14 protein-coding genes and 1 riboswitch are annotated in these 13,083 nt (G+C 63.0%); of the genes, 8 read left to right on the top strand and 6 right to left on the bottom strand.

Features of this window, described 5'->3' with window-relative positions:
* Positions 1-25: 25 nt before the first annotated feature.
* Positions 26-1,123 carry an FAD-dependent oxidoreductase gene (locus OOZ51_RS11685; RefSeq protein ID WP_265979757.1) on the bottom strand — a complete coding sequence of 366 codons (1,098 nt, stop codon included), beginning with the start codon at positions 1,121-1,123 and terminating at the stop codon, positions 26-28.
* Between the two features lie 112 nt (positions 1,124-1,235).
* Here OOZ51_RS11685 and OOZ51_RS11680 point away from each other — a divergent pair, with 112 nt between their 5' ends.
* Positions 1,236-1,685: a MarR family winged helix-turn-helix transcriptional regulator gene (locus OOZ51_RS11680; protein WP_265979756.1), complete on the top strand. Its 450-nt coding sequence runs from the start codon at positions 1,236-1,238 to the stop codon at positions 1,683-1,685.
* A gap of 3 nt (positions 1,686-1,688) precedes the next feature.
* On the opposite strand, the gene cls is transcribed toward OOZ51_RS11680, so the two are convergent.
* Positions 1,689-3,161 (bottom strand): cardiolipin synthase, encoded by a 1,473-nt coding sequence (gene cls, locus OOZ51_RS11675; RefSeq protein WP_265979754.1) that lies wholly within the window; start codon positions 3,159-3,161, stop codon positions 1,689-1,691.
* A 99-nt stretch (positions 3,162-3,260) separates the two neighbouring features.
* Between cls and OOZ51_RS11670 the strand changes: the two genes are divergently transcribed.
* On the top strand, positions 3,261-4,202 hold the full coding sequence (locus OOZ51_RS11670; RefSeq protein ID WP_265979752.1) for an aminodeoxychorismate lyase: 942 nt from the start codon (positions 3,261-3,263) through the stop codon (positions 4,200-4,202).
* A 14-nt stretch (positions 4,203-4,216) separates the two neighbouring features.
* Here OOZ51_RS11670 and OOZ51_RS11665 read toward each other — a convergent pair whose 3' ends face one another.
* A complete protein-coding gene (locus tag OOZ51_RS11665; RefSeq protein WP_265979751.1) occupies positions 4,217-4,714 on the bottom strand; it encodes a DinB family protein in 498 nt (165 codons plus the stop codon).
* 77 nt (positions 4,715-4,791) lie between these two features.
* Positions 4,792-5,376: a hypothetical protein gene (locus OOZ51_RS11660; RefSeq protein WP_265979750.1), complete on the bottom strand. Its 585-nt coding sequence runs from the start codon at positions 5,374-5,376 to the stop codon at positions 4,792-4,794.
* Between the two features lie 285 nt (positions 5,377-5,661).
* On the opposite strand from OOZ51_RS11660, the gene OOZ51_RS11655 reads away from it, so the two are divergent.
* From OOZ51_RS11655 to OOZ51_RS11640, 4 genes are all read left to right on the top strand, one after another.
* Entirely contained in the window at positions 5,662-6,021 is a 360-nt protein-coding gene (locus OOZ51_RS11655) for a hypothetical protein (protein ID WP_265979749.1), read from the top strand.
* A gap of 189 nt (positions 6,022-6,210) precedes the next feature.
* A riboswitch (SAM riboswitch) is annotated at positions 6,211-6,323 on the top strand.
* Between the two features lie 10 nt (positions 6,324-6,333).
* A complete protein-coding gene (locus OOZ51_RS11650) occupies positions 6,334-6,591 on the top strand; it encodes a DUF1737 domain-containing protein (RefSeq protein ID WP_265979748.1) in 258 nt (85 codons plus the stop codon).
* Complete coding sequence (locus OOZ51_RS11645; RefSeq protein ID WP_265979747.1) at positions 6,588-6,998, top strand: rhodanese-like domain-containing protein; 411 nt, start codon at positions 6,588-6,590, stop codon at positions 6,996-6,998. Before OOZ51_RS11650 ends, OOZ51_RS11645 begins: the two co-directional genes overlap by 4 nt.
* Complete coding sequence (locus OOZ51_RS11640; RefSeq protein ID WP_265979746.1) at positions 6,999-8,207, top strand: O-succinylhomoserine sulfhydrylase; 1,209 nt, start codon at positions 6,999-7,001, stop codon at positions 8,205-8,207. It abuts the gene before it with no gap.
* A 41-nt stretch (positions 8,208-8,248) separates the two neighbouring features.
* On the opposite strand, the gene OOZ51_RS11635 is transcribed toward OOZ51_RS11640, so the two are convergent.
* Positions 8,249-9,538 carry a glutamate--cysteine ligase 2 gene (locus OOZ51_RS11635; RefSeq protein WP_265979745.1) on the bottom strand — a complete coding sequence of 430 codons (1,290 nt, stop codon included), beginning with the start codon at positions 9,536-9,538 and terminating at the stop codon, positions 8,249-8,251.
* Between the two features lie 286 nt (positions 9,539-9,824).
* Between OOZ51_RS11635 and OOZ51_RS11630 the strand changes: the two genes are divergently transcribed.
* Positions 9,825-10,649 (top strand): endonuclease domain-containing protein, encoded by an 825-nt coding sequence (locus OOZ51_RS11630; protein ID WP_265979744.1) that lies wholly within the window; start codon positions 9,825-9,827, stop codon positions 10,647-10,649.
* A 146-nt stretch (positions 10,650-10,795) separates the two neighbouring features.
* On the opposite strand, the gene OOZ51_RS11625 is transcribed toward OOZ51_RS11630, so the two are convergent.
* On the bottom strand, positions 10,796-12,319 hold the full coding sequence (locus tag OOZ51_RS11625; RefSeq protein ID WP_265979742.1) for a UDP-N-acetylglucosamine 1-carboxyvinyltransferase: 1,524 nt from the start codon (positions 12,317-12,319) through the stop codon (positions 10,796-10,798).
* 127 nt (positions 12,320-12,446) lie between these two features.
* On the opposite strand from OOZ51_RS11625, the gene OOZ51_RS11620 reads away from it, so the two are divergent.
* Positions 12,447-12,980 (top strand): GNAT family N-acetyltransferase, encoded by a 534-nt coding sequence (locus OOZ51_RS11620; protein ID WP_265979741.1) that lies wholly within the window; start codon positions 12,447-12,449, stop codon positions 12,978-12,980.
* Positions 12,981-13,083: the final 103 nt, after the last annotated feature.

Raw genomic sequence — 13,083 nt, 5'->3', positions numbered from 1 at the left:
ATCGCACCGGGCCCGGGCTCCATGCTCAGGCGGTCAGGTTCAGCATCTCCGCATACCGGTCGATCATCATGTGTTGGCCTTTGATCTTGGAGATCAGCTCCGGGCTGGCGATCTCGCCGTCGGGCAGTTGTCCCGAACCGCCCGCGGGCCCCAACGGAAGGATGATGACAGGCCGCGACGGCGGATAGGCAGCCAGTTCGCCTGTGCCGTCAATCTGGGCCTGGATGTTCTTGGCAACCACCGCAGCCTCGCGTCCGGCGACGCCGGCTTTGTTCACGTCGATCGCCGAGATATCGCCTAAGGCATAGACGTTCTCGAAGCCCACCACGCGGAGTTCTGGGGTGACTTCCAGGTAGCCCTCGGGCGTCCGTGCGGCAAGGAGATCTCCCGCCGCATAGTCCGTTTGTGGGGCGATCCCGTAGCAGCGGAACCAGATGTCCGCCTCGATGGCCGTGCCGTCCGTGGTGTTGACCGTGAAAGTGCCGAACTCCCCGGCGGGTACCGGGGGCGGCTGTACCAACGCGCTGCCCATGATTCGCCGCACGCCGAGACCATCCAGCTGCCGGTTGACCTCCACCCGCAGCCGTGGATCGTATGGTCCAGGAAGGATGTCCGGCGCTAGATCCACCAGCACAATATCTTTGTCCGGCCACGCGGCGGCGATCTCGCCGGCGAATTCAAGGCCCACTGCCCCGGCACCAAGGAGCATCACCTTGCTGGCCCGTTTGAGGTCATCATGTGCGGCTTGATAGCGGGCGATGGCGTCGGTGGTGACCAGCCGATCACTTTTGGCCGGGAAGGGGTAGCTGGAACCGCTGGCGAGGACAATATAGTCCGGCATCAAACTGGCCCCCGAAGCCAACTCGACCGTGTGTCCGTCCACCCTGGCAGCTCGATCGCGCAACACCTCGCCGTGCACCAGCAGCCGGTCATACGGCAGGAACATGCGCGGCAGGAAGTCGGGCTGGACCACGGAACGTAGCGCCGCGATGTTGTGGACGAAGGCGTCCTTGGGCTCCACCAAGGTAACCGTCGCATATTCGTCGAGCGCCTTGGCTACGGCGATGCCACCGTAGCCTCCGCCGATAACCACCACAGTGGGGTGCTGGGCCTGATCATTCATGGCAACTCCTTAGTTAAGAAGCTCACGCTGCTCGGCTGGTGCCGCTCAGATCGTTCATGAATGACAACGATTTCAAATGATCAATAATTTCCTCAGTGATAAGATTTTCTCGATGAGTCCTTCAGCAGCAGGCAAACAATTGGGGTTTCTCTTGGCGCGCCACGGGCGCATCATGAACACTCGTCTTCGCCAAGCGCTGGACTTCTCCGGGCTTAGTCCGAGGCATGCAGTCCTCTTGTGCCGGCTTGCCGAGTCCGGGCCCATCAGCCAGCAAGGCCTCATCGATATCCTCTCAATCGACGCCAGCGCGCTCGTGGCCGTGTTGAACGATCTTGAACGCGAAGGGCTCGCGGAACGCCGCCGCGATCCCGCGGACCGCCGTCGTCACATCGTGGAAATCACCCCGGAAGGCAAACGCGCGGTGGGTTCGATCGAAGTTGCCGTGGCCGACGTCGAACGCGAGGCCTTTGCCGGGTTCTCCGCGAATGAACTCTTCCAACTCCATGGGCTGCTGTCGCGGATCCATGCCGAACCCGCAGACGAAGCCTGCGCCGAGGATTGACCCTTACTGCAGCGTCGCCGTCAATCGCGCCACGTTGTCCACGTACTTGGCAAGCATCGGCCGGTCCAGCCAATCGTCCAGGGTCAGTTCGCGGCACATTTCCCGGTAGCTCGACTCCACGGAGCGCATGCTGTCCACGGCCTCGGCACCCAGGAGCATCACGGAGACCTCCATGTTGAGGGAGAAGGAGCGCATGTCCATGTTGCTTGAACCGAGGACGGCAACTTCGTCGTCGATCGTGAAGTGCTTGGCGTGCAGCACGTAAGGTGCCCGGTATAGGTAGATCCGCACTCCGGCTTCCAAGAGCGCTTCGTAGTAGGACCGCTGCGCGTGATGCACCAGGAATTGGTCGCCCTTCTCGGAAACAAAGAGTTCCACGTCCACGCCACGCTGGGCCGCCGTCGTGATGGCATAGAGCAGCGAATCGTCAGGCACGAAGTAAGGGCTGCAAATCGAGATGCGGTGCTGAGCCGAGTAGATCAGCGTGTTGAAGAGGCGCAGGTTGTTTTCCGTGACAAATCCCGGGCCACTGGGGACCACCTGGGCGGTCATTCTGCCGGGTGTCGCGCGGACCGAGACCTGCAATTGGTTTTCGAGGGACTCGTCCGTTTCGCTGAGCCAGTCGGTGGCGAAAACGACGTTGAGGGTGGCAACGATCGGCCCCTCCATGCGCGCCATGAGCTCCACCCATTTACGGCCGGCGCGTCGGTGCTTGGGGTTGTTATAGGAGGGCTCGATCAGGTTCTGGGAGCCGGTGAAGGCAATTTCGCCGTCGATCACCAGGATTTTCCGGTGGTTCCGCAAATCGGGACGTCGCCACTGACCGAGGACGGGCAACAGCGGCAGCATGCGGCGCCACTGGATCCGGCCACCCCTGAGCCTGCGGACCAGCCTTCGGTACCCCGGTATCCGCAGCGTGCCGATGTGGTCGAACAGGAGCCTCACGTTGACACCGCGCGCAGCCGCGTTTTCCAACTCGGTGAGGAGTTCGTCGGTGACGGAGTCGCTGCTCATGATGTAGAACTCCGCGTTGACGAACTTTTTGGCCCCCCGCACGGCTTCAGCCATGGCCTTGAGTGATTCCTCGTAGCCGGGGATCAGCTCCACGGAGTTGCCGTCCACCATCGGCAGCGAGCCGAGGCGCCGGTTCAGTTCACCCGCCGACGTCACCCATTCGGGTCCGGAGTATGTGCTGACGACGGCGGCGATCGCCGAGGTGCCGGCACGCACCCTTTCGTTGACCTCCTCTTGCTGCTCACGACGACGACGGGACAGCCGGAAATTGCCGAACAACAGGAAAAGGACGAAACCGACCGAAGGGACGAGGAAGACGGCCAATAGCCAGGCCATGGCCGTGGTGGGACGGCGGTTTCCCGGGATGACGCCAAGCAGCACGATTCGCAGGATGATTTCAGCGATCACCCATGCGCCCAGGAGCCCGGTCCACTCCACTCCGACCTGAAAAGGAAACAGCACTCGACAACTCCCGCGGTCAAAAGAACTAGCAGTGAGCACAGCCTATCTGGCGCACCGCTGCTGACCTCCCGTCCTGCGGGGCCGCACTAAGCTGGAAGTATGACTTTTCCTGCCTCGACGGTCCTCGTTTTCCTGGATCCCGCGTTCGAAAACGGCCGCATCGCCGATTCCAGCCAGCCGCAGCTCATGGCTACGGACCTGGGCGCCACGCGAGGTGACGGCGTCTTCGAATCGCTGCTCGCCCTCGAGGGCCGGGCACGGAAGGTACAGGCCCACTTGAACAGGCTCGAAAGCTCAGCCCGCGCTCTGGACTTGAACATTCCCGATCAAGAGGTGTGGCGCAAGGCGATCAACACTGCAATCATCGAATTCCGCGACGCGTTTCCCGCGCCGAGCCCGGCCGAGGACGAGGTCGTCGTCAAGCTTCTGGTGACACGCGGCGTCGAAGGCGCTTCGACCCCTACATGCTGGATCCAGGCTTCGCGGTCCCCTGCAGGCAGTCGCCGGCAGCGCGAGACGGGCATCGACGTCGTACTTCTTGACCGCGGCTTCGACACAGAGGCGGGCGAGCGCGCCCCCTGGCTGCTGCTCGGTGCCAAGACTTTGTCCTATGCCGTGAACATGGCCGCGCTGCGCTACGCGCACAAGCAAGGTGCGGATGACGCGATCTTCACCTCAACAGACGGCCGGGTCCTGGAGGGCCCGACCTCCACCGTTTTGCTGGCGCACGTTGAAACGGTCGACGACGGCGCCGGTTCCGTTCGCACGGTCAAGCGCCTCATCACTCCGCAACTGGACAGCGGCATCCTCCCCGGCACCTCGCAAGACGCACTTTTCGCGAAAGCGAAGGCGGCTGGCTGGGAACTCGGCTACGGCCCGTTGGTCCCGGACGACCTGTTCGACGCCGACGCCGTGTGGCTGATCTCAAGCATCCGGCTCATCGCGCCCGTCAATCATGTGGACGGCAGGGAGATCGGCACACCGGCAATGCGCAAGCAGCTCACGGCCGAGCTCAACGAGTTGTTCGCAGGGATTGAATAGGCGCCATCGCGGCGCTACTGACTCAGGATCTGCTCGCGCAGGATGTCTGCATGCCCGCAGTGTTGAGCGAGTTCGCGCAGCAGGTGAAGGTACACCCAGCGCAACGGCAGCGGGCCGCGGCGATTGCCGTTCAGCATGCTGTCGAGCTCCAAGGACGAGGTCGCAAGGCGTGACGCCTCACATGCCTTGAGGTGTGCTTGCTGGACTGTGGCGATCGTGTCGTCGTCGTCGAGGATAAACGACTCGTCCGGCGTCGCGGGGATACCGATTTCGGCGCGTGGACGGCAAGTGATGGCCTCGTCGAACCAGACCTTCTCGACGAAGGTCGCGTGCTTGACCAGCCCCAGCAGCGTGGTCCGGGACGGCACCAATGACCGGCGGGCCTGTTCCTCGGTCAGGCCGTTCAAGCAGGCATTGAGCGCGCGGCGGTGCTCGTCAATGAATGCCTCGAACTGGGTCCTGATTGGCCGGTTGATGACGTCCTCGGCAAACGTCACGGGGAGAGAAGACATGCGTGGAGTATCCCAAGACTGTGGTCCCAGGGCAATCGAAGGCAGCCCCCGGACAACCCAATGATCAGCCTCGCCTCTCAGCCGTTGGCCGTAATTCTCACCGCGGCGACTTCCCCGGCTCCGGCAGAGGCGGAGGGGCCCGAGTTGGCCCGCGCCAGGTGGACCTGGACGGTGACCGGCCCCGGCTGCAGCTGAACAACGCCCGTGTAGGGGGCGGAGCAATCGAACGTCTGGTCCTGTGGGGCCAGCCCGGTCCGCGGATCCTGCCCGACGACCATCTGGACCTCCGGAGCACCAACGCAGGCCGCCGTCACGGTGTACGAGCCGGCGGTCTCTACCCTGGTGCTCTTGTTGACTCCACTGACCGCGCCGCCCACGGTGCCGGAGTCCTCCAGGATCACCGCCCCGGATGCTTGCCCGAGCAGACGTTTAGCCATAACCAGGTTGTTGGCTTCGAGGGCGGCTGTGGCCTGATCCTTGGTGGGCACCGGGACCCGCCCCGGAGAAGTCCGAGTGGGCGCGGCAACCGGCCGCGGATCACCGGCGTCGGTATATTCACAGCCGGACATCCCAGCGGCGAGCAGCAGCCCCGCCAGCAATACCGCTACCGTTCTGGTTCCCCCATGACCCGACATGAATCCGAGTGTAGCGGGCAGGCTCATTTAGCCGGCCAAGGTCTATTGTGCCGCCATGGCCGCGGTAGTTAACTAGTTTCGTGAACCCTGCTGGGGAAGGGCGATCTACCTCTAAGGCCAGCGGCACCCAGCCGGACAAAAATTGTCTGATGCGCCGGTTCTGGGGCCGGCGCATCAGGCTTCTTGCCCAACTGACTCGCAGTTGTTGTCGTTACGGGCGTCCATAACGACACCAACTGCGAGTCACTTGGGTTGGGGAGGAAAACGTTTCCGCCCATTCCACAAGTGGGCTTGAGTCCGTAGGGTATCGACATGAGCATTTACATCAGCCCCGACTCTGCTGCATGGTCGCTGACCGCCATGGCGACTGCGGCGTCAGCGGGATCAATCGACGATGCGAATGCCATGTCCAACTTGGTACAGGAAATCTACGAGACAGAAGGTTTCGAAGCCCTGTCAGGCGTGGTCTTTGCCTTGGCTCATCACAACAGCCTCTCGCTGCATGCCTTGGCCACGGCCACCGGGATATCCGTCCACGAGTTGCTTGAAATCCGGAAGCATCAAGGCTCCACGTTCCATCATTCACCGTCGTTTTTGGTGCAAGAATCCAAACAATTGCCACGCCGGATCCAAGCAAGCCTGGAGCCGCTTCCGAGGGAAACCGAGGCTTAGTCCCCACCGGCTCCCAGCCGTCGCAAGCTCAGGCGTGATCCTGCCACATATTTGAAGGGGCATTCGGGTCCCGCAGGGCAGACGTCGAGCGATGATTTTCGCCCGAATCCGCTGGGCCGCCGCGCCGGTTACGGAACATGACGAAGGCCGGTGATGCGGGCCGCCGTCGTGGATGTTATTTTCTTCTTGAGTAATGAGCACCAGCGCGAAGCCCTGACTTGCTGGTCGGCAACCCTCTCTCCGGCGGGGTGCCTCAGGTGACTACTCGGCGTATCGACACTTTCGAACTGCAAGCGTGACTGAGGAGCACCAATGCCTGAACCCACCGAAGAAAGACTCTCCTACCGTCTCGTCACGGGTCCTGACACCAAGGAATTCTGCGAGCGGATCTCCACCGCGCTCGCGGAAGGCTACGTGCTGCACGGCAGCCCGGCTGCCACCTTCAACGGCACGGACGTGATCGTGGCGCAGGCCATCGTCCTCCCCGCGGCGATCGCCAGCGCGGATGCGGCAGTCGCATCTGCAGTGGATGCACTCGACGAAGAGTTCGACGGCGAGGGCCACGCATGAGCTACGCAGGCGACCTGAGCCCGCACGACGCCTGGGCCAAACTGGAGCAGGGCGCCATCCTGGTGGACGTCCGCACCGAAGGCGAGTGGGCACACATCGGCATTCCAGACACCAAGGCCACCGAAAACGATCCCCTGTTCATCCAGTGGAACCTTGCCGGCGGAATCCCCAACACACGTTTCATGGAAGAGCTGACACAGCAGGCCCCGGAGGCCGATGGCACCGAACTGATCTTCCTCTGCCGCTCCGGCCAACGGTCCATCGCCGCCGCCATCGCCGCAACCCAAGCCGGCTACACCGCCTACAACGTGTTGGAGGGCTTTGAAGGCGAGCCTGACCGCTACGGCGAGCGAACCGTGAACGGCTGGAAAAACCGTGGACTTCCGACGAACCTGGGGGAAATCTAAGTGACTTTCAATCCTGACGCCGCCGGCTGGAGCCCCGACACCCAGGCAGTCCGCGGAGGCCTTGACCGCACCAACTTCCAGGAAACGTCCGAGGCTGTCTTCCTCAACTCCGGCTTCGTCTACGAATCCGCCGCAGCCGCCGAGCGCGCGTTCACCGGAGAGGACGAACGCTTCGTCTACTCCCGTTACGGCAACCCCTCCGTGGCCACCTTCCAGGAACGCCTCCGCCTGCTTGAGGGTGCCGAGGCGTGCTTCGCGACGGCGTCGGGCATGTCCGCTGTCTTCACCGCCCTTGGTGCATTGCTGGCTGCCGGTGACCGGGTGGTTGCCGCGCGCTCACTGTTCGGTTCCTGCTTCGTCATCCTCAACGAGATCCTGCCGCGCTGGGGAGTCGAGACCGTCTTCGTTGACGGACCGGACCTGGACCAGTGGCGTGCCGCGTTGTCCGAGCCGACAACGGCAGTGTTCTTCGAGTCGCCGTCAAACCCCATGCAGGAAATCGTGGACATCGCCGCGGTGAGCGAACTGGCCCACGCGGCCGGCGCCACCGTCGTCGTCGACAACGTCTTTGCCACTCCCCTGCTGCAGCGCTGCGGCGATCTCGGCGCAGACGTGATTGTCTACTCGGGCACCAAGCACATCGATGGCCAGGGCCGGGTCCTGGGCGGAGCGATCCTGGGCACCAAGGAGTTCATCGATGGTCCCGTCAAGCAGCTCATGCGGCACACCGGACCATCCCTCTCCGCGTTCAACGCCTGGGTCCTGACCAAGGGCCTTGAAACGATGGGGCTGCGCGTGAACCACTCCTCGGCGTCGGCGCTGCGGATCGCTGAATGGCTTGAGGAACAGCCGGCCATCAGCTGGGTCAAGTACCCGCTCTTGAAGTCGCACCCGCAGTACGAACTCGCCGCGAAGCAGATGAAAGCCGGCGGCACCGTGCTGACCTTCGAGCTGCTCCCCTCCGCGGGACGTTCGGCGAAAGAGTCCGCGTTCGCGCTTTTGGACGGGCTCTCAGTCATCGACATCTCGAACAACCTCGGCGATTCCAAGTCCCTCATCACTCACCCCGCCACCACTACGCACCGTGCCATGGGTCCCGAAGGCCGGGCAGCCATCGGGCTCGCTGACGGCGTGGTGCGGCTTTCGGTGGGGCTGGAGGATGTGGACGACCTCATCCGGGACCTGGAACAGGCACTCAAGCAGGTCTAGCCGGGCGTGGTCTAGCCTGGCGTGGTCTAGCCCGGCGTGGGTTAGCCGGGCGCCTCGCGCCAGTCCTGGCGCACCCAGGTGAGCACAGGCTGCGGCTTGGTGTCGCTCTGATCCCTCTCTGAGCGCATCGTGATCTGAACAGCGTGCTCGACGACGGCGGCCAGCCCGGCGGCGTCGGGCGCCCCGCCATTGTTCTCGCTCCAGCGCTCGGCAACACCACGCTGTTCGATAGCGCCGTTGCCACGGCTCAGGATGGCTGCCACGCCGGCCTTCGCCAAGTCGAATTCACCCTGTTCGGCAAGCACCGGTTCCAGATATTCCACCAGAGACCAGACCACGTCGGCAGCAGGCTCGGGCCGAAAGGTTCCAAAGTCCAGGAGTTCGCCGCGGAGTCCAAAGTTGCTTGCCTGCCACGACGCCATCCGCAAGAGCACCGTGGGCACTACCGCGGGCTCTATCCCGGCATGGTACTCACGCACAGAGGTCTCTACCAAGGCCCTGACGAGCACTGCGATCAACGCGGCGTCCTCGGCCCGGAGGCAGACATCGGCCACACGAACTTCCACCGTAGGAACGTGCCGGGATAGCCGGGCATCGAAGTAGACCATGCCTTCGTCCAGCAGGACACCCGTTTCGATGAGCCTTCGGACCACCCGCCGGTATGAGGCCAAGGAACCGAAGACGGCCGACGGACCCGAGGACGGCCAACGGTTCCAGGCCTGCGTCCGGTAGCTCTCAAAGCCCGTCGCCAGCCCCCGCCAAAAGGGCGAATTGGCACTGATTGCGGTGAGGACCGCCAGCTTGTCCCGGATGTGGTCCAGGACCACAACGCCTTCTTCCGGAGACTCGATCGAGGTGTGTACATGGAATCCGCAGGTGAGCTGTTCGTGTGCCGTGATGCCGAAGCGTTCGAGCATGACGGCATACCGGGGATCCGGAGTGGTGTGCAAAGCGGCGTCCACGGGTGACGTGGCCAACGCCGCGATCCTTGCACCGTGGCGCCGTGCCGCGTGGCTCGCGAGGCCCCGCCCCTTGCGGATCTGGTGCAACAGTTCAGCGTAGCTGCGGCATGGCCGGGTCTGCGTCTCGATCTGCTCAAGCTTGAGCTCGTGGGTGAGGGCGGTATCGGGGTCGTCCATGTCCTCAGGGTTGAAGCTGGTCTCGGGGGCGTCCGGGGTGGGGTCGTCTTGGGTGACGCCGTACTGGGGCGCTCCATTCTGGGGTGCGCCGCGCTGGGCCATGCCCGAAAGGAGCGCGTCGGCCAGGGCAAGAGGCTCGCCGGTCACGGGATCGACGATCAGCAACTCCTCTTCCACACCAAAAGTGCGCACGGATCAATTGTGCGCCATGGCAGCCTTTCGGAAACAGGGGCGGGGCGGGGACTGGGGCCGGGCGGGCTGGGGTGGGCTGGGGCCGGGCTGGGGTGGGCTGGGGCCGGGCTGGGGTGGGCTCCCGACGGATTCTGCTGGATCACTCCGGCCATGCGGAACGAGTGTCCCCATATTCCGGGCATGAGCGGAAGCCACCCTGGAATGATCCAGCAGAATGTCGGCCAACTCATCCACATACGCCACATTCATTGGGGCGTCAGCTGAAATTCCATGGCTAGCTGGATCCATGGATGCCCTGGATTACCTCTCCTCGGTGGGCGGCGTCGCCCGGGTAGGTCTGCTTCGTGCCAACGGCTATACGCCCGCAGCGATCCACAAGCTGGCTTCCGCTGGGGCACACCAACCACGAAAGGGCGTGTGGGCCCTCCCATCGGCGGATCCGGAATACCTCACGGCGATCCTCAACAACGGGCAGCTCACCTGTGCAAGTGCGGCCTTACGCTACGGTCTGTGGATCAAGGACAAACCCTGGCATGTGCACCTGGCCACGCGCCACTGCCGGGGCAGGGGCTTCGTCCGGCATGGCGGGCTTCGCTTCTCTCTGGAGAATGCCGTCCCCGTGGCATCCGTAGAAGACACCGTCATTCACGCTCTGACCTGTTTGCCGGACGTGGATGCTATTGCCATTGCGCAGTCGGCCATGCAGCAGTTCGGCATCCCCCAGGCCATGATCGAAAGTGAGATCTCTGCCGACTACTACGGAAACGCCAGAAGGCTGTTAGCAAAGGCTGACGGACTGTCCGAATCCGTACCCGAGATCAGCGCCCGTCTGCTGTTTGAATCGGAAGGCCTGCCATTCCGCCGCCAAGTCCATATCCGCGGTGTCGGACGGGTCGACTTTTTGATTGGCAGTCGGTTGATCGTTGAAGTCAATGGCTACGCGTTCCACAGTTCCCGGGAGGCGTTGAGGAAAGACATGGCACGACTGAACGCTGCGCAGGTACGTGGCTTTGACGTCCTGAGCTTCGCTCCCGAGAGGATCTGGAACAACCCGGTGCAGGTGATGGAGGAAATCCGCGCCGTACTGGCCCTGGACAACGAACAGAACTGATCGCAACGACGGATTCTGCTGGATCACCGCCTCTGGTAGAAGGCACACCCCGCGGGTTTCCGGGCCTGGGCGAAAGCACGCTCCGGGTGATCCAGCAGAATGTTCCGCCCGACCAGGGCCGAGCTCAGCGCAGAAATCCGACGCCGTCAGTCCTGGAAGTACTCGATCTTGGCGCCGATGGTGTTGAGCCGCTCGGCCAGATCCTCGTATCCGCGTTCAATCACGTAGATATTGCGCAACTCGGACGTGCCACGGGCCGCCAGCATGGCCAACAGCAGGCAAGCGGCAGGACGGAGGGCCGGTGGGCATCCCACTTCGGCCCCCCGCCACTTGGTGGGGCCATTTACATAGATGCGGTGGGGATCGAGGAGCTGTATCTGGGCTCCTAGCTTGTTGAGCTCGGTCAGGTAGATGGCCCGGTTTTCGTAGACCCAGTCGTGGATCATGGTCTGGCCCTCAGCATTGCCAGCGATGACCGCGAAGAAAGGCAGGTTGTCGATGTTCAACCCGGGGAACGGCATCGGATGGATCTTGTCCTCCGGCGCGCGTAGCCGGGATGGCTTGGTGGTGACATCCACCAAGCGTGTCCGTCCGTTGCGTGCAAAGTACTCGCCGGAGATATCCAATTGCTGGCCCATCTGCTCAAGCGTGGCCAGTTCGATCTCCATGAACTCAATCGGAACACGGCAGATGGTGACCTCCGAGTTGGTCACGATGCCGGCGGTGATGAGGCTCATGGCTTCGATCGGGTCTTCAGACGGGAAGTACTCAATGTCGACGTCGATCGCCGGGCGGCCTGTGATCTTCAGGGTGGTTGTCCCGATGCCGTCAATCACCACTCCGAGCCCCTGGAGGTAGAAACACAGATCCTGCACCATGTAGTTGGGGCTGGCGTTGCGGATCACCGTGGTACCGCTGCGGTGTGCGGCGGCCATGATGGCGTTCTCCGTTACCGTGTCACCGCGCTCCGTGAGCACGAACGTGCGGTGATCGCCGTCGGCCGGTGGGGCCTGCACGGAATAGAAGCCGGACTTGGCCTCCACAGAGAGCCCGAACTGACGTAGCGCCTGCATGTGCGGTTCCACAGTTCGAGTCCCTAGGTCGCAACCGCCGGCGTAAGGCAACTGGTACGAAGCCGCCTCATCCAGGAGGGGACCCAGCAGCATGATGACGCTGCGAGTGCGGCGCGCCGCCTCCACGTCCATGGAGGCGAGGTCAAGGGTCTTCGGGCGGCGGATGCGCAAATCGTTGCCGTTCAGCCAAGTGCACTCGACACCGATGGAGGTCAAAACCTCGACGATCCGGTTGACTTCTTCGATCCGTGCCAGTCGGCGCAAGGTGGTGGTGCCGCGGTTGATGAGGCTCGCACAAAGCAGCGCGACGCCGGCATTCTTGCTACTGTTGACGTCCACCGAGCCGGAGAGCGTGCGTCCGCCCTCGACGCGCAGGTGGGTCATCTGTCGCTTGCCGACTTTGACGATGGTGCGACCGAAGATGGATTCAAGGCGTTCGATCATCCGGAGGCTGAGGTTCTGCTTGCCCTGTTCCATTCGGGCAATGGCGCTTTGGCTGGTGCCCAGTTCCGAAGCGAGCTGGCCCTGTGTCCAGCCCTTTTCGCCGCGGGCGTCGCGAAGAAGGAGACCTACATGTTCGGCAGTCGGTTGCGTCATAACCAATAAATATCATGGATGGTCTACGAGGGCCCATTTCATGGTGCAACACGCCGCAATTTCGGCAAAATAGTCGTTTGGTGCGATATGCATTGACACGACCGCGACTGGGAGGGAGGCTCAGTCGATGAGCGGCAACAGCTTTTCCAACTGTGTGCCCCCTGAGCTACGTGCGGAAATCCGCCTTGCCAAAAGATCCGACATCGCCGGCATTCTCGATATCCAGGCCAAAGCTGGCCTCGCCCTTCCAGCCGCCGACAGCTTGGAAGAAGCGATCGACGACGACACCCGCCTCGTGGTGGTTGCCTTTGTGCGCGGAGTGTCCGACCTCGGGGAGCTTGCCGGCTGGGGGAAGACCCACTTCTGGGACTATGACGACGGCCTCGCTCCCAAGGGCCATTATCTGGGCGGGATCACCGTGCAGCCAGAACATCGACGCAGCGGCATCGGCACAGCACTGACCCAAGCCCGACTGGATTGGATATGGCGCCGCACATCGGAAGCTTGGTACGTCGTCAACGCGTCCAACCTGGCGTCGATCGAGTTGCATCGCCGATGGGGGTTCGTGGAAGTCGCCAGGGCGCCGAGCTTTCACACAACACAGTTCGACGGCGGTGCGGGCGCACTTATGCGGGCCAACCGCCCGACAATACCCAACTAACTCGCAGTTGTTGTCGCTATGAGGCCGGCAAAGTCATATGGTCGTAGCAACGCTCTGATTGATGGAGCGTTTTATGGTCAGGTCATTTCCTCAGAGTGCCCGC

It is taken from the genome of Arthrobacter rhizophilus, from assembly GCF_026241105.1.
In the GTDB taxonomy this organism is placed as follows: Bacteria; Actinomycetota; Actinomycetes; order Actinomycetales; family Micrococcaceae; genus Arthrobacter.
The sequence above is the reverse complement of the archived record's forward strand: the minus strand, read 5'-3'. Positions and strand labels throughout refer to the sequence as shown.